At 68.2% G+C, this 23,877-nt stretch carries 21 protein-coding genes; 12 read left to right on the top strand and 9 right to left on the bottom strand.

Annotated features, from left to right (window positions below; genetic code table 11):
• The first annotated feature begins 13 nt into the window (after positions 1 to 13).
• The gene (locus tag LDQ05_RS02225) at positions 14 to 676 is read left to right on the top strand and encodes a chymotrypsin family serine protease (protein WP_226435259.1); all 663 of its coding nucleotides are present in this window, start codon (positions 14 to 16) and stop codon (positions 674 to 676) included.
• Between the two features lie 13 nt (positions 677 to 689).
• On the opposite strand, the gene ilvD is transcribed toward LDQ05_RS02225, so the two are convergent.
• Both ilvD and LDQ05_RS02215 read right to left on the bottom strand, forming a co-directional pair.
• Entirely contained in the window at positions 690 to 2,414 is a 1,725-nt protein-coding gene (gene ilvD, locus LDQ05_RS02220) for a dihydroxy-acid dehydratase (protein WP_226435258.1), read from the bottom strand.
• Positions 2,411 to 2,983 carry a TIGR03086 family metal-binding protein gene (locus tag LDQ05_RS02215; RefSeq protein ID WP_226435257.1) on the bottom strand — a complete coding sequence of 191 codons (573 nt, stop codon included), beginning with the start codon at positions 2,981 to 2,983 and terminating at the stop codon, positions 2,411 to 2,413. Before LDQ05_RS02215 ends, ilvD begins: the two co-directional genes overlap by 4 nt.
• Before the next feature lie 133 nt (positions 2,984 to 3,116).
• Here LDQ05_RS02215 and LDQ05_RS02210 point away from each other — a divergent pair, with 133 nt between their 5' ends.
• The 3 genes from LDQ05_RS02210 to LDQ05_RS02200 are packed head-to-tail and all read left to right on the top strand — an operon-like array spanning position 3,117 to position 6,191.
• On the top strand, positions 3,117 to 4,112 hold the full coding sequence (locus tag LDQ05_RS02210; protein WP_226435256.1) for an aldo/keto reductase: 996 nt from the start codon (positions 3,117 to 3,119) through the stop codon (positions 4,110 to 4,112).
• A gap of 44 nt (positions 4,113 to 4,156) precedes the next feature.
• Entirely contained in the window at positions 4,157 to 5,497 is a 1,341-nt protein-coding gene (locus tag LDQ05_RS02205) for an MFS transporter (RefSeq protein ID WP_226435255.1), read from the top strand.
• The gene (locus LDQ05_RS02200; RefSeq protein WP_372461012.1) at positions 5,472 to 6,191 is read left to right on the top strand and encodes a GTP pyrophosphokinase; all 720 of its coding nucleotides are present in this window, start codon (positions 5,472 to 5,474) and stop codon (positions 6,189 to 6,191) included. Before LDQ05_RS02205 ends, LDQ05_RS02200 begins: the two co-directional genes overlap by 26 nt.
• Before the next feature lie 131 nt (positions 6,192 to 6,322).
• On the opposite strand, the gene LDQ05_RS02195 is transcribed toward LDQ05_RS02200, so the two are convergent.
• From LDQ05_RS02195 to LDQ05_RS02175, 5 genes are all read right to left on the bottom strand, one after another.
• Positions 6,323 to 8,800 carry an ATP-dependent Clp protease ATP-binding subunit gene (locus LDQ05_RS02195; RefSeq protein WP_226435254.1) on the bottom strand — a complete coding sequence of 826 codons (2,478 nt, stop codon included), beginning with the start codon at positions 8,798 to 8,800 and terminating at the stop codon, positions 6,323 to 6,325.
• A 253-nt stretch (positions 8,801 to 9,053) separates the two neighbouring features.
• On the bottom strand, positions 9,054 to 9,902 hold the full coding sequence (locus tag LDQ05_RS02190) for a 3-hydroxybutyryl-CoA dehydrogenase (protein WP_226435287.1): 849 nt from the start codon (positions 9,900 to 9,902) through the stop codon (positions 9,054 to 9,056).
• A 62-nt stretch (positions 9,903 to 9,964) separates the two neighbouring features.
• Positions 9,965 to 11,122 carry an acyl-CoA dehydrogenase gene (locus LDQ05_RS02185; RefSeq protein ID WP_226435253.1) on the bottom strand — a complete coding sequence of 386 codons (1,158 nt, stop codon included), beginning with the start codon at positions 11,120 to 11,122 and terminating at the stop codon, positions 9,965 to 9,967.
• A 131-nt stretch (positions 11,123 to 11,253) separates the two neighbouring features.
• A complete protein-coding gene (locus LDQ05_RS02180) occupies positions 11,254 to 11,967 on the bottom strand; it encodes a TetR family transcriptional regulator (RefSeq protein WP_226435252.1) in 714 nt (237 codons plus the stop codon).
• A 34-nt stretch (positions 11,968 to 12,001) separates the two neighbouring features.
• Positions 12,002 to 13,627 carry an acyl--CoA ligase family protein gene (locus LDQ05_RS02175; RefSeq protein ID WP_226435286.1) on the bottom strand — a complete coding sequence of 542 codons (1,626 nt, stop codon included), beginning with the start codon at positions 13,625 to 13,627 and terminating at the stop codon, positions 12,002 to 12,004.
• Between the two features lie 158 nt (positions 13,628 to 13,785).
• Between LDQ05_RS02175 and LDQ05_RS02170 the strand changes: the two genes are divergently transcribed.
• Positions 13,786 to 14,637 (top strand): response regulator transcription factor, encoded by an 852-nt coding sequence (locus LDQ05_RS02170; RefSeq protein ID WP_226435251.1) that lies wholly within the window; start codon positions 13,786 to 13,788, stop codon positions 14,635 to 14,637.
• Between the two features lie 4 nt (positions 14,638 to 14,641).
• Here LDQ05_RS02170 and LDQ05_RS02165 read toward each other — a convergent pair whose 3' ends face one another.
• Together LDQ05_RS02165 and lppU are read right to left on the bottom strand one after the other, a co-directional pair.
• Positions 14,642 to 15,439, bottom strand: coding sequence for a 3'-5' exonuclease (locus LDQ05_RS02165; protein WP_226435250.1), 798 nt, complete (start codon positions 15,437 to 15,439; stop codon positions 14,642 to 14,644).
• An 83-nt stretch (positions 15,440 to 15,522) separates the two neighbouring features.
• Positions 15,523 to 16,122 (bottom strand): LppU family putative lipoprotein, encoded by a 600-nt coding sequence (lppU, locus tag LDQ05_RS02160; RefSeq protein ID WP_226435249.1) that lies wholly within the window; start codon positions 16,120 to 16,122, stop codon positions 15,523 to 15,525.
• Positions 16,123 to 16,299: 177 nt separating this feature from the next.
• On the opposite strand from lppU, the gene LDQ05_RS02155 reads away from it, so the two are divergent.
• The 7 genes from LDQ05_RS02155 (at position 16,300) to LDQ05_RS02125 (ending at position 23,792) form a co-directional block, all read left to right on the top strand.
• Positions 16,300 to 17,382 (top strand): ATP-dependent DNA ligase, encoded by a 1,083-nt coding sequence (locus LDQ05_RS02155; RefSeq protein ID WP_226435248.1) that lies wholly within the window; start codon positions 16,300 to 16,302, stop codon positions 17,380 to 17,382.
• The gene (locus LDQ05_RS02150; protein ID WP_226435285.1) at positions 17,382 to 18,431 is read left to right on the top strand and encodes a DNA polymerase domain-containing protein; all 1,050 of its coding nucleotides are present in this window, start codon (positions 17,382 to 17,384) and stop codon (positions 18,429 to 18,431) included. Before LDQ05_RS02155 ends, LDQ05_RS02150 begins: the two co-directional genes overlap by 1 nt.
• Before the next feature lie 202 nt (positions 18,432 to 18,633).
• Complete coding sequence (locus tag LDQ05_RS02145; RefSeq protein WP_308013141.1) at positions 18,634 to 19,197, top strand: DUF6764 family protein; 564 nt, start codon at positions 18,634 to 18,636, stop codon at positions 19,195 to 19,197.
• 96 nt (positions 19,198 to 19,293) lie between these two features.
• Positions 19,294 to 20,544: a serine hydrolase domain-containing protein gene (locus tag LDQ05_RS02140; protein WP_372461011.1), complete on the top strand. Its 1,251-nt coding sequence runs from the start codon at positions 19,294 to 19,296 to the stop codon at positions 20,542 to 20,544.
• Positions 20,545 to 20,656: 112 nt separating this feature from the next.
• Entirely contained in the window at positions 20,657 to 20,881 is a 225-nt protein-coding gene (locus tag LDQ05_RS02135) for a dodecin (RefSeq protein WP_226435246.1), read from the top strand.
• Positions 20,882 to 21,006: 125 nt separating this feature from the next.
• Positions 21,007 to 22,686 (top strand): 4Fe-4S binding protein, encoded by a 1,680-nt coding sequence (locus tag LDQ05_RS02130; protein WP_226435245.1) that lies wholly within the window; start codon positions 21,007 to 21,009, stop codon positions 22,684 to 22,686.
• Positions 22,687 to 22,865: 179 nt separating this feature from the next.
• Positions 22,866 to 23,792 (top strand): L,D-transpeptidase, encoded by a 927-nt coding sequence (locus LDQ05_RS02125; protein WP_372461010.1) that lies wholly within the window; start codon positions 22,866 to 22,868, stop codon positions 23,790 to 23,792.
• Positions 23,793 to 23,877 lie beyond the last annotated feature (85 nt).

The following is a 23,877-nucleotide window of genomic DNA, read 5'->3' as shown; positions in this document are numbered from 1 at the left end:
GGGAGGGACATCGATGTTCAAACGATTCGGTTTGGTGCTCGCGGCCGCGGTCGCTCTGATCGCAGGTGGCTCGGGGGTGGCCGCCGCGGCGCCGCCGGTGACACTCGGCGGTGGCTCCGGTATCACCCTCGGCAACGGATCCGAGGACATCTTCGACTGCACGCTCACCACCATCGGCTACGACGGTGCGGGCCGTCTCGTCGGGTTGACCGCCGGGCACTGCGGCGACCCCGGAATGACCGTCAAGGCCGAATACGACATCGATGCCGGGACCGTCGGTCGTATCGTGTCCACCAACGACTCCCTCGACTACGCGGTCATCCAGTTCGACGCCGCCAAGGTCGTACCGGTCAACCGGGTCGGGAACGTGACCATCACCGGGGTCGGAGCCCCCGCCGACTTCCCGAACATCGCATGCAAGGAGGGCCGCACCACCGGCAACACGTGCGGTGTCGTGTGGGGCGACGTGTTCGGGGCGCAGGAGACCTGGTCCCAGGTCTGTGTCGTCGAGGGCGACTCGGGTGCACCGCTCGTGGTGGGCACCACCCTGGTGGCGATGGTGAACGCCTACCTGATGGCGCCGTGCATCGGCCCGGAGGTGGGTACCAACATCGACGTGATCTTCGATGACATCAACGCTCGCGGTGGCGTGGGCTCCGGATTCCATCCGATCTGATCGTCGGGGACGGTCACCCGCACACGGCGCCCCGTGACGCGGACCCGACCAGCTTCGTGTACTTCGCGAGGACACCCTTCGTGTAGCGCGGCGGCAGCGGCTCCCAGCCCTGCCGCCGCTGCTGCATCTCGGTCTCGTCGACGAGCACGTCGAGCAGACCGTTCGCGACATCGAGCCGGATCCGGTCGCCGTCCCGCACGAACGCGATCGGCCCGGCGTCGACCGCCTCGGGCGCCACGTGCCCGACACACAACCCGGTGGTGCCACCGGAGAACCGGCCGTCGGTCAGCAGCAGCACGTCCTTGCCGAGACCGGCACCTTTGATCGCGCCGGTGATCGCGAGCATCTCCCGCATCCCCGGTCCGCCCTTCGGGCCCTCGTAGCGGATGACGACGACGTCGCCGGCGGTGATCGTGCCGTCCTCGAGGGCGTCCATCGCGGCCCGTTCGCGTTCGAACACCCGCGCGGTGCCCTCGAAGACCGACTCGTCGAACCCCGCGGACTTCACCACCGCACCCCCCGGCGCCAGACTGCCCCGCAGGATCGTGATGCCTCCCGTCGGGTGGATGGGCTGCGCCAATGCGCGCAGCACCTTCCCGTCCGGGTCGGGTGGGGCGATGCCCGCCAGGTTCTCCGCGACCGTCCCGCCGGTGACGGTGAGACATCCGCCGTGCAGCAGTCCCGCGTCGAGCAGGGCCTTCATCACGACCGGCACACCACCGATGTGGTCGACGTCCTTCATCACGTACCGGCCGAACGGTTTGACGTCGGCCAGGTGGGGCACGCGCGCCCCGACCCGCACGAAGTCGTCGAGGGTCAGGTCGACGTCGGCCTCGTGGGCGATCGCCAGGAGGTGCAGCACCGCGTTCGTGGAGCCACCGAACGCCATCACCACGGCGATCGCGTTCTCGAACGCCTCCTTCGTGAGGATGTCGGAGGCGGTGATGCCGCGTCGCAGTAACTCCACGACGGCCCGGCCGCTGCGCCGCGCGAATCCGTCACGTCGACGGTCGGTGGCCGGTGGGGACGCGCTTCCCGGCAGCGACATGCCGAGCGCTTCGGCGGCACTGGCCATCGTGTTCGCCGTGTACATGCCACCGCAGGCACCCTCGCCGGGGCAGATGGCGCGTTCGATGGCGTCGAGATCGGATTCGGGCAGCAGACCCCGCGCGCACGCGCCGACGGCCTCGAACGCGTCGATGATCGTCACGTCGCGTTCGGTGCCGTCGGAGAGTTTCGCGGTGCCCGGCAGGATCGATCCCGCGTACAGGAACACCGACGCGAGATCGAGGCGTGCCGCCGCCATCAGCATGCCCGGCAGCGACTTGTCGCAGCCCGCGAGCAGCACCGACCCGTCGAGACGTTCGGCCTGCATCACCGTCTCGACACTGTCGGCGATCACCTCGCGGGACACCAGCGAGAAATGCATGCCCTCGTGTCCCATGGAGATGCCGTCGGAGACGGAGATCGTGCCGAACTCGAGCGGGTAGCCGCCGGCCGCGAACACCCCGTCCTTGACGGCCTGCGCGAGCCGGTCCAGCGACAGGTTGCACGGGGTGATCTCGTTCCACGACGAGGCGACACCGATCTGGGATCTGGCCCAGTCGTCGTCGCCCATGCCGACGGCGCGGAGCATGCCGCGGGACGCGGCTTTCTCCATGCCGTCGGTGACGTCGCGGCTGCGGGGTTTGATGTCGACGTGCGCGGCGTTGTCGTCGGGTTGGCTGCTGTCGTTCATGATCTCCCCCGGGGTCGTGGGTCGCGCCCGGTGAGGGCGATGAGCCGGTCCTGGACGGGTGCGTCGTAGGGAAGTGCGATCGGATCGGCGAACAGGCCGCTGGCGGCGAGCAGGTCGCGTTGCGGTTCGAGATCGGCCCACACGGCGTCGACGAGATCGGGATCGAGTCGTTCGTCGTCCCCGGTGGCGCGCGCGAGGTCCCACGTGTGCACGGCGGTGTCGCCGACCTGCTGGCGCAGATAGGCGATGCACGGGACGGCGCCGTAGGACAGGTGCACCTCGGTGTTCGGGGGAGTGACGGTCCACGCCTCGGTGGCCTGCTCGGCGTAGCGCGACCACTCGGACCGCAGGTCGTCGCCGATCGGTGCCAGCGATGCCTCCGCCTCGTCGAGGGTGCGGCCCGACAGGAGAGGCGCCACCCACCGTTGCTCGTCGACGACGTGCCGTACCAGATCGGCGACGGTCCACTCGGTGTCCGGGGTGGGGGCCGACCAGTCGTCGATCCGGGCGAGCCGATCGTCGAATCCCGCTCGGGCGGTGCGCTGCAGCCGGAGCCAGTCGATCGCCATGGACCCAGCGTAGGCGCGGGGCACTTGCTTCACTGCGATTTCGGATCCTGCGCCGAGCGTGGATGTGCGGAAGGATCGACGGGCGTGCCGTGTGTGAGGTACGCGTGCCGCCGACTCCGAGGAGAATCCCGCGATGACCGTCCCCACCGTCGAACTCGCCCCCGGCCTGACCGTCAGTGCGCAGGGGTACGGCGCCATGTCCGTCGCCCCGGTGTACGGGCCGGCCGATCCCGCGGAGGCCCTCGCGACACTGCACCACGCCGTCGACATCGGTGTCACCTTCCTCGACACCGCGAACGTCTACGGCAGCGGACTCAGCGAGCAGGTCGTCGGGAAGCTGCTGGCCGACCGACGCGACGAGGTGCAGCTCGCCACGAAGTTCGGGCTCGTCGGGAATCCGGCGAACGGGAACCGCGGGATCGACGGGCGCCCCGACCATGTGCGCGAGTCGATCGATGCGTCGTTGCAGCGGCTCGGCGTGGACGTCGTCGACCTGTACTACCTGCATCGGGTCGACCCGGACGTGCCGATCGAGGAGACCGTCGGGGCGATGGCCGAGCTCGTACGGGCAGGGAAGGTCCGTCACCTCGGGTTGTCGGAGGCCACGGGTGACGAACTGCGCCGCGCTCACGCGGTGCATCCGATCGCGGCGATCCAGTCGGAGTGGAGCATCGTCTCGCGGGACGTCGAACGGAACGTCGTGCCCACCGCGGCCGAACTCGGCATCGGATTCGTGCCGTTCTCGCCGGTGAGCCGCGGTCTGCTCACCGATGCGTTCGATCCCGCACATATCGGTGACGGTGATCTGCGTCGCCGGTTTCCACGGTTCGACGCCGATGCGTTGCCCGCCAACCTCGACGTGCGCGGTGCGGTGCGTGCCGTGGCCGACGAGACGGGCGCGACGGTCGCGCAGGTGGCGTTGGCGTGGCTCGGTGTGAAGGCCCGCGCGTTCGGTCTGCCGTCGGTGCCGATTCCGGGAACGCGGTTCGCGGCGAGGGTCGACGAGAACGCCGGTGCGCTCGACGTGACGCTCACCGGTGGGCAGGTGCAGCGGCTCGACGCGCTCGCCGACCGGGTCGTGGGGGCGCGGGCGTCGGATCCCCTGTGGGTGTCCCTCGGGCGCGAGTAACTCGTTACTCTCGGTAAGAGAATTTGTCGTATCGTTTTCCCATCATGAAATCGTGGCTGGTCTGGGGCGTCGGAGTATTCGCATACGTGGTCGCGGTCCTGCACCGCACCACCTTCGGTGTGTCCGGGCTCGCCGCGACCGAACGCTTCCAGATCTCCCCGTCCGTGCTGTCCGGCTTCGTCGTCCTGCAGCTCATCGTGTACGCGGGGATGCAGATTCCCGCGGGGGTGCTCCTCGACCGGTGGGGGTCGCGGAAGGTCGTGGCGCTCGGCGCCGCGACCATGGCGACCGCGCAACTCGTCCTCGCGATCACCGAGTCGCTGCCCCTCGCGTACGCAGCCCGCGTCTTCGTCGGCGTCGGTGACGCACTCACCTTCATCTCCGTGCTGCGCCTCGTGCCGGTGTGGTTCGCGGCTCGACGCATCCCGGTCGTCTCGCAGCTCACCGGCATCTTCGGGCAACTCGGACAGGTGCTCTCCGCCGTGCCGTTCGTCCTGATCCTCACCGACATCGGATGGACCGCCGCCTACGGCAGCGCCGCCGCGCTCGGCGTCCTCGCGTGCGTCCTCGTCGTCGCCGTCGTCCGCGACAGCCCCACCGGCGTACGCGAGGACTTCACACCCGCCGGCATCAGGGAGACCGTCGTCCAGATCGGAGTCGTGTGGCGCAGGCCCGGCACCCGCCTCGGGTTCTTCACGCACATGGGCACCCAGTTCTCGGTGACGACGTTCGCGTTGATGTGGGGCGTCCCCTACCTCGAATCCGCGCAGGGACTGTCCGCCGCCGCTGCCGGTTCGATGCTCACGGTGTCGGTGGGCACCGCCATCGCAGCCGGGCCGATCCTCGGGATCCTCACCGGGCGGTTCCCGAACCGGCGGTCGCTGCTCGTACTGACCATCATCGCCGCGTGCGCCACGATGTGGACCGTCGTCCTCGCGCTGCCCGGCCGGGCGCCCCTGTGGTTGCTGATCCTGCTCATCGTCGTCATCTCGGTGGGCGGCCCCGGATCGATGGTGGGCTTCGATTATGCACGCACCTTCAACCCCACGCCGGTGCTCGGTACCGCGCAGGGCATCGTCAACATCGGCGGGTTCCTCGCGACCCTCCTCGTGGTGCAGACGATGGGGTTGCTGCTCGACGCGTTCGGCGGGTACGGCTTCGATTCGTTCCGTGTCGCGTGGCTCGCCCAGTACCCCGTGTGGATCCTCGCGCTCGTCGGCGTACTCGTGACCCGAGCCAAGGCGAGACGGGAAACCGGGGTGTATCCGCGCACGTTGCGGCAGGTTTTTGCCGACCGTAGGTCGTCCCCACGCGGAAAGCTGGCAGACTCGGGGACGGTACATGTCGAGGAGGAACGAAGTGACGACGACCGTGGGCGAACCTGACCAGGGAGCGTCCGGACCCGACGAGGCCCGCAGCATCGACGAGCAGCCGCCTGTCGACGAGCGGCTGGACATCCTGGTCCCGTTGCCGGACCTGAGCCAGGAACTCGCGCGGTTCCTCATGGTGTACAAGTTCGGCATCGACGAGATGATGACGAAGATCAACATCTTGCGCGACGAGTTCACCTACGCTCGCGCCTACAACCCCATCGAGCACGTGAAGTCGCGGCTCAAGTCTCCCGAGTCGATCCTCGCGAAGGCCGAACGCAAGGGCGCCCCGCCCACGCTCGAGGGGATCCGCGAGTACGTCCGCGACATCGCGGGAATCCGCATCACCTGCAGCTTCATCTCGGATGTGTACTCCATCATGGAGATGATCACCCGGCAGGGCGACGTCGCCGTCATCGAGATCGAGGACTACATCGCCCGCCCCAAACCCAACGGGTACCGCAGTGTCCACGTCATCGTCGAGATCCCCGTGTTCATGTCCGACCGCGTCGAATCGGTGTACGTCGAACTGCAGATCCGCACGGTCGCGATGGATTTCTGGGCGAGCCTCGAGCACAAGATCTACTACAAGCACGACCGCGACGTCCCCGAAGAACTCCGCGACGAACTGCGGGTCGCCGCGGAGACCGCACGCGACCTCGACGTGCGCATGGAAGCCCTCCACGAACGCGTGCACGGCCGAATCTGACGTGCGATCGGCCGGGAGGTGCGCGCGGTGAATCGCTTGCGGGGCGGGAGCAACCTCGATGCCCGTCCTGTAGCGGCGCAAAATGGTGATGAGTGCGCGATATTTCGCGCACTCATCACCATTGACCGCAGCTATTCGTCGTCGCTGCCGGTTGTATCCGAGTCGTCGGTGGCGGTGTCGGAGGTCTCCGCGCGCGACAGTGTCAACCCGGTGTCGTCGACGTCGACGCGCACGGTGTCGCCGGCCGCGACCGTTCCGGCCAGCAGCAGGCTCGACAACTTGTTGTCGAGTTCACGTTGAATGGTGCGACGCAGTGGGCGCGCGCCGAATTCGGGTTGGAAGCCGGTGTCGACGAGCCAGCCCACCGCGGCGTCGGTGATGTCCAGGTCGACGTCCTGCGCACGCAGCAGGCGTCGTGTCCCGTCGAGGATCAACCCGACGATGTTGTGCAACTGCTCCTTGTCGAGGCGATGGAACACCACCGTCTCGTCGAGACGGTTGAGGAACTCGGGTCGGAAATGGGAATGCAGGCGTTCCATCAGTTTCGGGGTGAGTGCCTCGAGGTCGTCGCTGGTGTCGGCGAGGATCAGGTCGGAACCGATGTTGCTGGTGAGGATCACGATGGTGTTCTTGAAATCGACGGTGCGGCCCTGGGCGTCGGTGACGCGACCGTCGTCGAGGAGCTGCAGCAGCACGTTGAACACATCGGGATGCGCCTTCTCGATCTCGTCGAACAACACGACCGAATACGGTTGCCGGCGAACCTTGTCGGTGAGTTGCCCGGCCTCCTCGTACCCGACATACCCGGGTGGTGCACCCACGAGACGGGAGACGGTGTGCTTCTCCTGGAACTCGCTCATGTCGAACCGGATCATGCGATCCTCGTCTCCGAACACCGCCTCTGCCAACGCCTTCGCCAGTTCCGTCTTGCCGACACCGGTGGGTCCGAGGAATAGGAACGAGCCGATGGGCCGGTTCGGGTCGGCGAGGCCCGCGCGAGCGCGACGCACCCCCTCCGCCACCGCGCGGACCGCCTCGTCCTGTCCGATCACGCGGGCGTGGAGCACATCCTCGAGGTCGAGGAGGCGCTGACGTTCCTCGGTGGTCAACTCCGACACGGGAATACCGGTCTGGCGGGAGATGACCTCGGCGATGTCCTCGACCGCCACCTGCGGGGTGGATCCGGTAACGGTGTCGCCGCTGCTCTCCTGGAGTTCAGTGATCTCCTTCTTCAGTTCGGCCGCGCGGTCGTAGTCTTCCGCGGCGACCGCTGAATCCTTCTCCCGTTCCAGCCGGGAGAGTCTCTCCTCGAGTGAGCGGGTGTCGGCGTCGGGTGTCTTCGTGCGCAACCGGACTCGCGCACCCGCCTGGTCGATGAGGTCGATGGCCTTGTCGGGCATGAACCGGTCGGTGATGTAGCGGTCCGACAGTTCGACGGCGGCGACGAGCGCTTCGTCGGTGTAGTGCACCTGGTGGTGTTCCTCGTAGACGTCGACGAGCCCGCGGAGGATCTCGATGGTGTCGTCGACGGACGGCTCGGAGATCAGCACCGGTTGGAAGCGTCGTTCGAGCGCGGCGTCCTTCTCGATGTAGCGTCGGTACTCGTCGATGGTGGTCGCGCCGATCGCGTGCAATTCGCCGCGCGCGAGGGCAGGTTTGAGGAGATTTCCGGCGTCCATGGATCCCTCGCCGCCGCTGCCGGCCCCGACGATGGTGTGGAGTTCGTCGATGAACAGGACGAGTTCGTCGGAGTGCTCGCGCACTTCGTCGAGGATCTTCGTGAGGCGTTCCTCGAACTCGCCGCGGTATTTGCTTCCGGCGACCAGTGATCCGACGTCGAGGGCGATGACGCGTCGGTTCGCGAGCGTCGACGGTACGTCACCGTTGACGATGCGTTGGGCGAGTCCTTCCACGATCGCGGTCTTGCCGACGCCGGGATCACCGATGAGCACCGGGTTGTTCTTACGGCGACGGGACAGGATCTCGATGGTCTGTGCGATCTCGTCGGAGCGGCCGACGACGGGGTCGACGTTGCCGACGCGTGCTTCGGCGGTGAGGTCGCGCCCGTACTCGTCGAGCGTGGGGGTGGAACTGGGCGTGGATCCGCGGCCCGTTCCGGAGCCGTCCGTGCCGAGGTTCGCTCCCGCAAGGACGTGCTCGGCCGGATTCTCGCTGTTCGCGGCGATCCCGTACAGGATGTGCTCGGGCCCGATGTAGCTGATCCCGGACTGTCCCGCCTGCTGCTGCGCGACCCGGAGTGCGCGTTTCGTGGCGGGACTGAGGACGATCGGTCCGCCGTCGTTTTCGCCGGTGGTGACGAGGGACCGCATCTGGTCGGCGACGGCGTCCGGGTCGAGACCGAGCCCGCTGATGACACCGCGTGTCGGGTCGTCGAGGGTGGCGGCGAACAGCAGGTGTTCGGGGGTGAGTTCGGAACTGCCCCAGTCTTCCGCGGCTTTGCGGGCACCGGCGACGAGGCGTTTCGCGTCGTCGTTGAGCAGCCGACTGAGATCGACGCGCTGGACGGGAGGTTGCCGCATACTGCTCGAACCGAAGAAGCGGTCGAAGATGTCGTCGAACGGGTCGCGGGAAAGCCAGCTGTCGGTCATGTTCGCTCCGTGCGGTTGTGATCCGAAACTTCTCGACGCTCACCGATCGTAGCGGAGCACGGAGGTCCCCACGGAGGGTTACAGCGGCAGGACCGGTGATGAGCGGACATTGGTCGGAATCGGCGCGAACCGGAGCAAGCAGACGTAAAGCGGCAATCAGACGTAAAGCGAATGTGCCGTCGGCTCTGATCAATAGAGCCAACGGCACATTCGCTCGGTCCCGGGCGGTCCCGGGCGGTCCCGGGACGGGATGCTACTTGTAGCTGTAGAAGCCCTCACCGGTCTTGCGGCCCAGGCGACCCGCCTCGACCATGCGGCGCAGGAGCGCCGGCGGAGCGTAGTTCGGCTGTGCGAACTCGTCGTACAGCGACTGCGCGGCGTTGAGTGCGATGTCGAGGCCGACGGTGTCGAGCAGGGTCAGCGGGCCCATCGGGTAGCCGCAGCCACCCTTCATCGCATCGTCGATGTCCTCCTTCGTCGCGTAACCCGACTCGAGCATCCGCACCGCGTCGCACAGGTACGGGATGAGCAGGGCGTTGACGATGAAGCCGGCGCGGTCGCCCGCGCGCACCGCGGTCTTGCCGAGGGTGTTCTTCGCGTAGTCGAACACCGCGTCGGCGGTGGCCTCGTCGGTGGTCAGCGCGGAGATGATCTCGACCAGCGGCATCACCGGCACCGGGTTGAAGAAGTGCACGCCGACGACCTTGCCGGGACGCTGCGTCGCCTGCGCGATCTTGATGACGGGGATCGACGACGTGTTGGTCGCGAGGATGGCGTCGGGTCCCACGATCTTGTCGAGCTCGGCGAAGATCTCGGCCTTCAACGACTCGATCTCGGGGGCGGCCTCGATGACGAGATCGCGGTCGGCGAACTCGTTCATGTCGAGCGTGACCGTGATGCGGGCGAGGACCGCGTCGGCGTCCTCCTGCGTGATCTTGCCGGACTTGACGCCGCGGCCGATCGACTTCTCGAGACGCTGACGCGCGGCCGCGGCGAATTCCTCGGTGGTTTCCTTGACGAGGACGTCGCTACCTGCCTTGGCGCACACCTCGGCGATGCCGGCACCCATGGTGCCGCCGCCGATGACGCCTACCTTTTCGATTGCCACTACAAAGACTCCTGATCGGTGAGGGGTTCTCGACTACAGACCGTATCCGAGCGGGATCAGCGCAGCAGTGCCCGCGACATGACGACGCGCTGGATCTGGTTGGTGCCCTCGTAGATCTGGGTGATCTTGGCGTCGCGCATCATGCGCTCGACCGGGAAGTCCGTGGTGTAGCCGGCGCCACCGAACAGCTGGACGGCGTCGGTGGTGACCTCCATCGCGACGTCGGAGGCGAAGCACTTCGCAGCGGCGGAGATGAAGCCGAGATTGCCTTCGCCGCGCTCGGCGCGTGCCGCGGAGGTGTACACCATGAGGCGCGCGGCCTCGACCTTCATCGCCATGTCGGCGAGCATGAACTGCACGCCCTGGTTGTCGGCGATCGGGCGGCCGAACTGCTTGCGGTCCTTGACGTAGGCGAGCGCGGCGTCGAGGGCGCCCTGCGCGAGGCCGACGGCCTGCGCGCCGATGGTCGGGCGAGTGTGGTCGAGGGTCGCGAGGGCCGTCTTGAAGCCGGTGCCGGGCTCGCCGACGATGCGGTCGCCGGGGATGCGGCAGTTCTCGAAGTACAGTTCGGCGGTGGGGGAGCCCTTGATGCCGAGCTTCTTCTCCTTGGGTCCGACGATGAAGCCTTCGTCGTCCTTGTGCACCATGAACGACGAGATGCCGTTGGCGCCCTTGTCGGGGTCGGTGACGGCCATGACCGTGTACCAGGTGGACTTGCCGCCGTTGGTGATCCAGCACTTCGAGCCGTTGAGGATCCAGTCGTCACCGTCGGCCTTCGCGCGGGTGCGCATGGACGCGGCGTCGGAGCCGGCTTCGCGCTCGGACAGCGCGTACGATGCCATCGCGCCGTTCACGATGTCGGGCAGGACCTTGGCCTTGAGTTCGTCGGAACCGCGCAGGATCAAGCCCATGGTGCCGAGCTTGTTCACGGCGGGGATCAGCGACGACGAGCCGCACACGCGGGCGACCTCTTCGATGACGATGCACGCGGCGATCGAATCGGCGCCCTGGCCCTCGAACTGCTCGGGGACGTGGATCGCGTTGAAGCCCGACTTGTTGAGGGCGTCGAGGGCTTCCTGCGGGAACCGCGAGTTCTCGTCGACGTCCTTGGCGTGGGGTGCGATCTCCTTCTCGGAGAGCGCGCGGATCGCCTCGCGCAGGGCGTCGTGTTCTTCGCTGAGCTTGAACAGGTCGAAATCGGCGTTGAGGGCCATGAGAGCGGAACTCCTTATCGGCACGCGGTGCCATTCCTGAGGGTGGATCCGCGCCCACCTTAGCGGCTCGAAGGGGCGCGACGTCATGGAATCTTCCAATTCTAACCACGGCACTCAGTGCCAAGTCAACGTCACCCGCCGAGTTGGCGGCGGACCTGCTCGGCGACCTCCGCCGGTGGGATACCGGCCGGATACGTCACCACGGTGACGGCACGCGGTGTCGCAGCGGGGGATTCGGCGCCGGGAAGTACTCCGAAGGTGCGACGCAGGTCCGACAACTCACAGGCCAGCGTCTCCGACGTCGCGGTCTCGTCGCCGCGGATCATCGCCCGCAGCAGATAGTTGTGCGCCGACGTGATCGCCGCCGCGTAGCTCACGATCCGGACCGGTTTCTCGGTCGGCACCGCCGCGCGCAGGAACTCGGTGAACAACCGCTCGTACCGGTACGTCGTCACCAACTCGCGGTCGCGCAACGCCGGCACCCGCTGCACCACCCGATACCGCCACACCGCAAGTTCGCGACGGTCGCGGAAATGCTTGAACACCAGTTGTGCCGCGTCGCACGTCGCCCCCCACGGATCGTCGAAGTCCTGCGACAGATACTCCGACACCTGCTCGAGCAGCGATTCGTGATCGGCGAAGATCACGTCCTCCTTCGAACGGAACTGCCGGAAGAAGGTGCGCCGCGACACCCCGGCGGCCGCGGCGATCTGCTCGACCGTCGTCGACTCGTACCCGTACTCCGAGAACAACCGGATCGCCTGCGTGACCACGTGCACGCGGAATTGTGCAGGGTCGGGGCCCGCCGCGTCGTTCCGGCGGGACGATGTCGATCCGGTCGTCATGTGTCGAGTATCCAAGGTCGCCGCGACCGCACGGTCAGGACGTCGGGATTTCCGCCGCGCGAAGCTCGAATTTGAGGATCTTCCCCGTCGACGTGCGAGGCAACTCCAGTGGAAACACGATGTCGCGCGGCACCTTGTACCCGGCGAGGAGGGTGCGGGTGTGGGCGATGAGGTCGTCCGCGGTGACCGACCGCCCCTCCTTCAGGATCACGAACGCCTTCGGGCGCTCACCCCACTTCTCGTCGGGCACCCCCACGACCGCGACGTCGATCACCGCGGGATGCGCCATGATGGCCTGCTCCACCTCGACCGTGGAGATGTTCTCGCCGCCGGAGATGATGATGTCCTTCGCGCGGTCCTTGAGCTGGATGTAGCCGTCGGGATGCATCACCCCCAGGTCACCGGTGTGGAACCAGCCGCCCGCGAACGCCTCCTCGGTGGCCTTCGGGTCCTTGTAGTAGCCGAGCATCACGTTGTTGCCGCGCAGCACGATCTCCCCCATCGTCTCGGCGTCGGCGGGCACGTCGTTCATGTTCTCGTCGACGATCCGCGCGGTCTCGGCCTGCACCATGCCGACGCCCTGCCGCGACAGCAGCGCGGCGCGTTCGTCCCCGGACTTCGCGTCCCACGAGTCCTGGTACTCGCAGATCGTGTACGGCCCGTACACCTCGGTGAGCCCGTACACGTGCACGACGGTGATCCCCATCGACTCGAGCTGCGCGATCACCGTCGGTGACGGTGGTGCGCCCGCGGTCGTGATGTGCAGCGGCCGGTCCAGCGGATGCGCCTGCTCGGCGTTCGCGATGGTCGAGCACACCGCCGGGGCTCCGCACAGGTTGGTCACCCCGAGGTTGTCGATGGCGTCCCAGATCGCGTCGGCGCGCACCGCGCGCAGGCAGATGTGGGTGCCGCCGGCCGCGGTCACCGCCCACGGTGTGCACCATCCGTTGCAGTGGAACATCGGCAGAGTCCACAGGTATCTGCTCTGCCCGGTGAACCCGTTGTGGAAGGTTTCGCCGAACGAATTCAGATAGGCGCCGCGGTGCGAATACATCACGCCCTTCGGCTTGCCGGTCGTGCCGGACGTGTAGTTGAGGGTGATCACGGAATTCTCGTCGTCGACGGTCCACGACAGCGGAGACGGGTCGAGCGCGTCCGCGGACGCCAGGAGATCGCGGTACTGTGCGGTCACCACACCCGCGGGTACGTCGGGTGCCGGTACCGAGGGATCGGGAATCTCGACGACCTCCGTGAGAGAGGGCACATCCACGCCGGTCAGCGACCCGACGAACTCGGAGTCGACGAACAGCAGCGACGCCTCCGCATGGTTGAGGATGTAGTCCAGTTCGGGCCCGGCCAGCCGAGAGTTCAGCGCGATGAGCACACCCCCGGCGAGCGGCACCGCGAAATGCGCGATGAGCATCTCGGGGACGTTCGGCGTCAGATAGGCGACGCGGTCGCCCGGCGTGATCCGCGACCGCAGCACCCGCGCGAGCCGCTGCACCTCGTCGGCGAACTCGGCGTACGAGTAGGTGCGGTCGCCGTAGACGATCGCGGTGCGGTCGGGGAACACGGCCGCCGAACGCTCGAGGAAGCGCAGGGGGGTGAGCTGGCTGTGGTTGGCGGTCGCGGTCGACACGGAAACCTCCGGGATCGTCATCGGCAGAACCGGCGTCATCTGTGATGGTTGCAACACCGGACGAAGTGGAGGCTACGAATCACCGGATCGGCACCGCTACCCTACGAAGAGGGTGTTCGGCCGACCGGATCGTCGCGTCACCGACACCCGACCGAGCGGTACCCCGGAGGACGGAACGAATGAGTGGCTCAGTGCTGCGTCCCCGCGACATCGACACGTTGCGGGCCGAACTGCGCAGTCTCGGATCCGCGACCGGCCTGCCGATCCTCTTCGGCGGTGCCGTGCAGGGTGCCGACCTCGTGCTCACCGGCCACGTCGGGACCCGCGGCCGTCGCCTGCGCAACCTCGTGATCAGCTCCGAACGTGGCCTCGGTGGCCGGGCGATCGCGGAGCAGCGTCCCGGAGCCGTCGCCGACTACTTCGCGTCCCGGCACATCACCCACGACTACGACCGGCCCGTCGCATCGGAGGGCATCGAATCGTTGCTGGCCGTGCCCGTGGTGGTTCGCGGTGTCACCCGTGCCGCCATGTACGGCGGGCTGCGCACCCCCGCCCCGATCGGCGAGGTCGTCGCCGAGCGGTTCGTGCGGTCGGCGCGCGAACTGGCCCGCGAGATCGAGATCCGTGACGAGGTGGATCGACGCATCACGCTCCTCGAGAACACCGAAGGTGATCCGCGGCCGTTGCCGCGCGCGGTGTCCGACACCATCACCGAGAGCTACCTGGCGTTGCGTGAGCTGGCGGCGATCACCGCCGATCCGGAACTCGAGGAGCACCTGCGGGCCATCGAGGAGAAACTGCGCGGTATCGGTGGCGCGGGCGGGAAGACCGCGCGCGTGTCGCTGACCGCGCGGGAACGTGACGTCCTCGGCTACGTGGCGTTGGGTTGTCGCAACGCCGAAATCGCCGAGCGGTTGTCGCTGAGCACCGAGACGGTGAAGAGCTACGTGCGCGGTGTCCTCGCGAAACTGGAGGTGCACAGCCGGCACGAGGCGGTCGTCGAGGCACGCAGGCAGGGTTTGATCGTCTGAACGATCACGGGCGCGGCCTCCGTCGGCGACGCACCGCCGCCGTGAACCGTTCCCATGCTCGGCGCGGCCACGATCGTGCGGTGTCCGGCCGTCCACGGCCGGGATCGCCGACGAGGACGTCGACCGCCGGCCCGCGCACGGGCCAACTGCCGTCGACGTCACCGGCCTCGCGACCCGACCCGGTGAGGTACTCGGCGAAGCTGCGTTGTCGCTCCGCATGCCAGGTGGCCTGGTCGGCCATGATGTCGAGTTCGGCGAGTTGCGGGAAGCGCACGACGAGCGCCCGCACCAGATATCCGGCGGCCAGCGCGTCCGCTTCGGCGTCGTGCGCGCGGGTCAGGTCCACGTCGTAGGTCTTGCACACCGCGGCCAGGGTGCGTTTGCCGGGACGTGTCCGGTCCATCTCCCGGTCGATGACGTACGGGTCGACGACCGTGCCGAAGGCCAGCGCCGGCAGGCCCAGACGCCGACCCTCGGCGTCCATCACCGTCAGGTCGTAGCTCGCGTTGAACGCGGCGACGGTGTGCCCGGCGGCCCACGCGTCGATCAGCGCGCGGCGGATCTCGAGGTATCCCGTGCGGTAGTCCATCCCGTCGGCGCGGGCCCGTTCGGTGGTGATGCCGTGGATGGCGGTGGTCTCGGGTGGGATGGGGACCGCGGGGTCGAGCAGCCACGTGCGGGAGGTGACGTGGTCGCCGTCGAGGGTGGCGACGCACGCGCTGACGATCCGCGCCGTCCGCGGGTCACGATCGGTGGTTTCGAGATCGAATGTGCAGATGGGGCGGTCCGGCCAGGGCGTCATCGTGGGGTACCTCGTCTCGCTGCTCCGGTCGTGCGGTGGTCTGCGGGCATTGTCGCCGCGACCACCGACACGATCGGGCCGCGTCAGAACGAGTCGGTGCAGACGACGAAGTCGCGGTCGCGGTAGACGAAGCCGCCGTCGGACGTGGAGCAGTCGTTGACGTCGGTGGTGCCGGTGAGGATCTCGCTGACCCTCTCCCCCTGGATCGCGGTGGCGTCGCAGTCGATACGTTGCGGGTCCTCGCCGCCGAGGTCGAAGCAGTCGCCGAGCATCCAGTCGATGTCGAGGCACAGGGCGCCGGCCTCGATGCCGCGGAAGGTTTCGTAGTAGGTCTGGTCGACGTCCGAGATGCAGGCGTCCCGGCCTTCGACGACGTCCACGACCTTGTAGTTGGCGTCGTCGGTGCCGCAGATCGCGTTGGCGATCGTCGCGTCGTCGACGGTGCCGCCCAGTCGGACGCAATCGCCGATCTCGACGTCCACGTCGAGGTCGACGGCGGCGCCGGTGGTCGGTGTCGTCGTGCGGGGGGTGGTCGTGGACGGGGCGGCGGACGAGGTGGTCGTGGTGGCGGAGACGGCGCCGGCTTCGGGGACGGCGGTGGGTTCCACGTCCGAGCAGGCAGCCAGGAAGGTGATCGCAGCGAGCGCGGCGACAGCGCTACCTGCGTGACGGAGAATCGACATGGACCGGAGCGTACGGAACATCGATGGCAGAGCACGATCACGGGGCGTGCCCGACCCGTGTTCCCCCAGGCTGCACCCATCGTGTGATGTGCACCACTGATCGGGAATGCCGTTGCCGGAGCGCAGGTTCGATGCAACCGGCGTGCCGGGGGTCGATCCGGGTGCGACCATGGGCCCATGGATCTGCCGGTGGTTCCCCCTGTCGCGCCGATGCTGGCGAAGGCGGCGGCCGTCGTGCCACGACAACCCGCCGAGGCGCCACCCGAATGGTCGTACGAGCCCAAATGGGACGGGTTCCGCGCCGTGATCTTCCGCGACCGCGACGACGTGGTGTTCGCGTCCCGCGGCGGCAAGGATCTCGCCCGGTACTTCCCGGAACTCGTCGACGCGGTGCGTGCCGAACTGCCCGACCGCTGCGTGGTGGACGGGGAGATCGTGGTCCCGCGTCCGCGCGACGGATCGATCCGGTTGGACTGGCAGGCGTTGTCCGAGCGGATCCACCCGGCGGCGAGCCGGATCGCACTCCTGGCGGCCGAGACACCCGCCCGGTTCGTCGCGTTCGACCTTCTCGCTCTCGGTGACCGCGACATCATGGACACCCCGTTCGGGGACCGCAGACGAAGCCTCGTCGCCGCGGTCGGGGGCGGGCCGTCCTGCCACGTCACGGTGGCGACGACCGACACCGCGACCGCGCAGCGATGGTTCGAGGAGTTCGAGGGTGCCGGTCTCGACGGGGTGGTCGCGAAACGGCTCGACGGCGTCTACCGACCGGACAAACGCGACATGATCAAGATCAAGCACGCGCGGACCGCCGACTGCGTCCTCGTCGGCTACCGCAGACACAAGAGCATCGACGGTGTGGGATCCCTGCTCCTGGGCCTGTACCGCGGGGACGACCTGACACCGGTCGGCGGCGCGTCCGCGTTCACCGCGGACCGGCGCCGCGAACTGCTCGCCGAACTCGAGCCGTTACGTGTGGGCGCGGACGTCGTCGCCGAGGGTGAGGCCACCCGGTGGCGGTCGGCAGCCGATCGCAGCTGGATCCCCCTGCGGCCCGAGCGGGTGCTCGAGGTGGCGTACGACCAGATGGAGGGCACCGTCGAGACCGGAGCCCGATTCCGGCACGCCGCGCGGTTCCTGCGGTGGCGCCCCGACCGGGACCCGCGCAGCTGCACGTACGACCAACTCGATGTGCCGGTGCGCTACGACCTCACCGACGTGCTCGAGACGGATGTGCTCGAACGTACGGAGGACCGATGATGGCGAACGCGAAACGCTCCCCCGCGGAGGAACTCGACATCGACGGGGTCCCGGTGCGCCTGTCGAACCCCGACAAGGTGTACTTCCCTCGGCTCGGTGCCGACGGCGGAACGAAACGCCACCTCGTCGAGTACTACCGCGCCGTCACCACCGCGCTCGGTGCCCCACTGCTCGATGCGCTCCGCGACCGACCCACCCACCTGCAGCGATTCCCCGACGGCGTCGAGGGTGACGAGATCTACCAGAAGCGGGTGCCCGCGCGGCACCCCGACCACGTGGCGACGTGCGAGGTGACGTTCCCGTCCGGACGCACCGCCGATGTGCTCCGCGTGCGGTCGGCCGCCGACGTGGTGTGGGCCGCCAATCTCGGCACGGTGACCTTCCACCCGTGGGCGGTGCGCTGCGGCGACACCGACCGCCCGGACGAACTGCGCATCGATCTGGATCCGCAGCCCGGCACCGACTTCTCGGATGCTCGTGCCCTCGCCCTGGAGGTGATGCGGCCGCTGCTCGACGAACTGGGACTGACCGGGTTCCCCAAGACGTCCGGGGGGCGCGGCATCCACATCTATCTGCGGATCGTGCCCGAATGGGATTTCGTGGGCGTGCGCCGCGCCGGGATCGCACTGATGCGCGAGGTGGAACGACGCAGCGGAGGCCGGGCCACCACCGCGTGGTGGAAGGAGGAACGCGGCGAACGGATCTTCCTCGACTTCAACCAGAACGCGCGCGACAAGACGATCGCGTCCGCGTACTCGGTGCGACGCACCCCGATCGCGACGGTGTCGACACCGCTGACCTGGGAGGAACTCGTCGACGCCGAACCCGACGACTTCACCGTGGCGACGGTACCGGCGCTGCTCGCGCGTCGTTCGGATCCGATGGCGTCCCTGGATTCGACGGCGTTCTCTCTCGACCCACTGCTCGAGATGGCGGACCGCGACGCTGCGGCCGGGCTCGGCGATCTGCCCTACCCGCCGAACCACCCGAAGATGCCGGGCGAGCCGAAACGCGTGCAGCCCTCGCGCGACACCGATCGCCGAGCGTAGTGAACGGATCCGGTGGACGGACCGACCGGGCACAGGACGACGGCGGGGCGTGAACGGCGGGTGAATTCGTCGCGCCGCGACGCTCCCGTGACCTCGACTGTGACGCGGCCACGCCGACGACTCCCTAGACTGTCGGAGGAAACAGGAACCTGCCGGGGGAGCAGGAGCCGGTCGGGAACCGAAGCGCGGGAGGGCCGTCATCGTGTCGTGGACGCGGAGGTCGTGGCTGACGAGGATCGCCACGGTGATCGTGGCGACCGCCGGTGTGTCGCTCGGATTCGTACTGCCGGCGCAGGCGATGACGCCGACGAACACGTTGACCTGCGAGGCGAGACCGGGCGCCGCCGCCGAGACCACCCGCGTCGACGGACTGCAGGCGTGCGGCGCGGTCACCGACGGCGCCGGTACGGCCTACGGGTACAGCGACGGCGGTGTCGGCTTCGCGGATGCGCACGGCGACTCCACCGTCGGCGCGGTCGGTCTCGGTGGTGGCGTGGGGGCAGCGGAAGGTCACGGTGCCCTCCTCGGTGCGTTCGGCACCGGCGCCGACGCACTCGCGTTGGGTGTGCTCGACGAACCGGGGGTCGCGCTGGTGGCCGCCGGGCCGCACTCGCAGGCGTTCGTCGGGGACGGCGCGGATCCGATTCTGTGCCAGGGCGACATGGCTCTCGCCGTCAACGTCACGAACGGTCGCGGGTGCCTGTCGTTCGGCGAGTTCCGGTTCGCGACTCCGGAGCCGGTGGAGACCGACGGGCCCGTCCTGTAGGCAACCGCGGCACCAACCGACAAACTGTACGAAACCCCCTTCACGCGACGGCAGGTAACACGTAGCCTTTGCGGCATTGTCCGAATGGAGGTGCCGATGACCGTCGAGGCGATGCCCTGTCGAGGATCGGAAACGTACGAAACGCGGCCGACGCCGGTCGTCGAGCGGCACGATGCCGAGGCGTCGCCGACGGCGATGCACGTCGACCCGCGGTTCCTGCGCCTGGCCGACCGCTTCTTCGCGCTCTACCGGCAGCGCCGGGACGGGGGCGGGGCGCTCACCGCGTACCTGCACGGTGAGAAGGTGCTCGACATCTGGGCCGGCTGGTCGGATCGTGACCGCCGGTGGACACACGACACGATGGCGCTGTCGTTCTCCACGGGCAAGGGGGTCGCGTCCACGGTCGTGCACCGACTCGCCGAACGCGGGCTCATCGACTACCACGCACCCGTGACCCGGTACTGGCCGGAGTTCGGTGTACGCGGCAAGCACGAGATCACCGTCGCCGACGTGATGACCCACCGTGCCGGACTGCACCGGGTGCGGGGACTGCTGCCGGAAACCCGCGGGATCCTCGACTACGAGCGGACGGTGGCAGCGCTCGCCGCAGCGCGACCGGACCGGCGCCGGCTCGCCGGCACGGGATATCACGCCGTCACCTACGGTTGGCTCGTGGCCGAGATCGTGCGCCGCGCCACCGGGATGCCGTTCGAGGACGTCGTCGAGCAGGAGATCGCGGCACCTCTCGGCAGTCGCGATTTCTGGTACCGGGTGCCGCACCGGGAGCGGCACCGGATCGCGACGCTGTTCCCGCGGCTCAACGTCGGTGGCCTGGACTGGAAGCTGAGCGCATCCCTGCTGTCGCTGGCCGGGCCCACCAGCGGGATCGCTGAAGCAGCCATGCCCGACGGGTTCGACGAACTCGTCCATGACCCAGCGGTGCACGATGCGGTGATGCCCGGCTGGAACGGTGTGTTCACTGCCCGGGCCCTCGCCCGGATGTACGGCGCGATCGCGGCCGGCGGCACGATCGACGGCACCGCATTCCTCGATCCCGCCACGATCGCGGAGATGGATCGGGTGCGGGTGCGGGGCCGTGACTACGTCCTCGGTGTCCCCATGGCGTGGCGTCTCGGTTACCACCAGCCGATCTTCGCGAGCACGGAGCGGCCGCGCGGCGCGCTGGGGCACTACGGGGTGGGTGGTTCGGGGGCGTTCGCGGATCTCGAGACGGGGCTGTCACTCGCGTTCGTCACCAATCGGCTCGGATCCGGTCCGATCACGTTGGGCGATCTGCGGTTGGCGAAGCTCGGCGCCCTGGCCCGAGAGTTGACCCGGAAGGTGTGATCGGCGGCGGAATCGCGTGGATTTCGTCGTTTCGCGGGTGGGGTGGGGCCGCGGGCGGGAGTATCCGAGACAGGTGGGATGTACGCCGAGTCGGATGCGAAGGAGTTCCGTGATGAGCCATGTGTATCGGGTGATCGAGGTGGTGGGGTCGTCGACCCGGGGTGTGGACGACGCGATCGCGAAGGCGGTGGCGCGGGCCGGGGAGACGACACGTCACCTCGAGTGGTTCGAGATGGTCAATGTCCGCGGCCACATCGACGACGGTTCGGTGGCGCACACGCAGGTCACCCTCAAGATCGGATTCCGGATAGAATCGTCCGACGAACTGTCTGATTAGCGCGTTTCTGGGTGACGGTGATCCTGCTGGTGCCGCCCGAGAATGTAATTCTCGACCAAATCTGTAACGTGTTATAGTCTGGGGCTCCGACGAGACCCCACCCGGCACACCCAGGCAGGTATCCAGTGGCATACGTGATCACCCAGGCATGTTGCAACGACGTTTCGTGCGTCGAAGTCTGCCCGGTCAACTGCATCCACCCGACGCCGGACGAAGCGCCGTTCGCGACGACCGAGATGCTGTACATCGATCCCGATACGTGCATCGACTGCGGTGCCTGCGTCGACGAATGCCCGGTGGACGCGATCTTCGCCGACAACGAACTCGAGCCCGATCAGGAGCCCTACCTCGCGATCAACGCGTCGTACTTCGAACGGCACCCGATCGGGCCCGACTGGCCCGAACTACGCAGCCGCACGAAGATCCCGGCCGAACTCGGTGAGCTGCGCGTCGCGATCGTCGGGTCGGGGCCGTCGGCCTGCTACGCCGCGCAGGAACTGGTCGGCCACTCGTGTGCCCGCGTCGACGTCTTCGACAGGCTGCCCACCCCCTACGGGCTCGTGCGCGCCGGTGTCGCGCCCGACCACCAGAGCACCAAGGGCGTGGGCGACGTCTTCCGCAGCGCCATCGGGCACAAGAACACGCAATGCTGGTTCAACGTCGAAGTGGGCACCCACATCACCCACGAGGAACTGCTCGCGCACCACCACGCGGTGATCTACGCGGTCGGTGCATCCGGTGACCGTCGGCTCGGCGTCGACGGTGAGGACCTGCCGGGAAGCCACGCCGCCACCGAATTCGTCGCCTGGTACAACGGGCACCCCGACTACGCCGACCACCACTTCGACCTCTCCGGCGAACGAGCCGTCGTCATCGGCAACGGCAACGTCGCGCTCGACGTGGCCCGCGCACTCGTCATGGATCCCGACGAACTCGACCGCACCGACATCGCCGCGCACGCCGTGGAGGCGCTGCGCAACTCGAACATCCAGGAAGTCGTGGTCGTCGGTCGGCGCGGCCCCGTCCAGGCCGCATACACCAACCCCGAACTTCTCGCGCTCGGCCGGCTCGACGGTGTCGACGTCCTCGTCGACCCCGCCGACCTCGAACTCGACGCCGCCAGCCGCGCCGTGCTCGACGACCCCGAGGTCGAACCCCGGATCACGCTCAAGATGACACAGGCGACGGGATACGCGCAGAACACCCCGACCCCCGGCAACAAGCGGATCGTCCTGCGGTATCTCGCCTCTCCCGTCGAGATCTCCGGTGACGGCAAGGTCGAGTCGATCACCCTCGAACGCAACGAACTCGTCGAGATCGACGGTCGACTCGAGGCGCGCCCCACCGGCGAAACCGAAACCCTCACCGCCGGCCTCGTGCTGCGCTCGATCGGATACCGCGGCAACCCCGTCGCCGGGATCCCGTTCGACGAGCGGCGCGGTGTCATCCCCAACGACGCCGGCCGTGTCGTGGACCCCGAGACCGGCGACCCCGTCCGGGGTGTGTACACCGCCGGCTGGATCAAGCGCGGCCCGAGCGGGGTCATCGGCACCAACAAGCAGTGCTCGGGCGCCACCGTCGACGGACTCGTCGACGACTTCATCGCCGGCCGCCTCGCCGAACCGATCGCCGATCGCGAGAAACTCGCCACGCTCGTCGCGGAACGCCGCCCCGACTACGTCGACTACAAGGGCTGGCAGGCCATCGACAAGAAGGAACGCGCCAACGGTGCCGCCGCGGGTCGCGCCCGACTGAAGTTCGTGTCGATCGAGGAACTGCTCGCGGCCTCCCGGCCCGAATCCTGAGCCCGTCCGAGTTCGAACTCACAGAGTTGCTCCGCGCCTGGTCGGACGGCATTCGAGCGCGTCCGTCCCGGGCATTCGGATTGCCCCCGACCGGTGCGGTGTGTCTAATGAACCAGGTATGCGCCGCCGCGGTCGGGGTGGACGAACGCGAGGCGCGCCGTCCGACGATGGGTTGTGGAATGTCTGTGAATCGGTTTCCGGCGAACCGGCGTGGCCGGTCCTCGCGTACTGCTGCGCGGGTCGTTGCGTCGCTCACGGGTGCGGTCGCGGTCGCATTCGCCGCGGTGGGGCCCGCTGCGGCGGCGCCGCTGTGGCCCGGCGGCCCGGAGGTCCCGACCGTCGAGGAACTGATCCAGAACCTGGCGCCGACGGTCCCGCCGCTCGAGATCCCGCAGGCCCAGGCACCGTTCTCGACACCGTCGGTGAACCCGACGAGCGGCGAGACCGTCGGTGTCGCCCAGCCGATCATCATCCGGTTCGGTGAAGCCGTCACCGATCGCGCGGCCGCGGAGCGGGCCATCCGCGTCACATCGGAACCCGCCGTCGCCGGGCACTTCTACTGGGCCTCCGACCAGCAGGTACGGTGGCGGCCCTACGAGTTCTGGCCGGCCCACACGACCGTCACGGTGCAGGCCGGTGACGCGCGTTCCTCGTTCACGATCGGGGACGCATTGATCACCGTCGCCGACGACAACACCAAGACCATCACGGTCACCCGCAACGGCGAGGTCGTGCGCACGATGCCGACGTCCTTCGGCAAGGCCGGGTACGAAACCCCGAACGGCACGTACATCGTCGGGGAGAAGTACCGCGACATGTACATGGACTCGTCCACCTACGGAGTTCCGGTGGACAGCCCCGAGGGCTACCGCACCTACGTCGAGTACGCGACCCGCATGTCGAACAGCGGCATCTTCCTGCACGCCGCACCGTGGTCGGAGTGGGCGCAGGGCAACACCAACACCAGCCACGGCTGCCTCAACGTCAGCACCGACGACGGCAGGTGGTTCTACGAGAACGCCCGCAAGGGTGACCCGGTGATCGTGCAGAACACCGGCGGTGGCGTCCTGAACGGCTGGGACGGCCTCGGCGACTGGAACCTCTGACGGGCCCACTCCCTCCCACGCGACACCCCTCCCCGTCCGAGCGACACCCCTCCCCGTCCGAGCGAATGTACCGTCTGCTCGACTC

The organism is Rhodococcus yananensis, assembly GCF_020515525.1.
Taxonomy (GTDB): Bacteria; Actinomycetota; Actinomycetes; order Mycobacteriales; family Mycobacteriaceae; genus Rhodococcus; species Rhodococcus yananensis.
The sequence above is the reverse complement of the archived record's forward strand: the minus strand, read 5'-3'. Positions and strand labels throughout refer to the sequence as shown.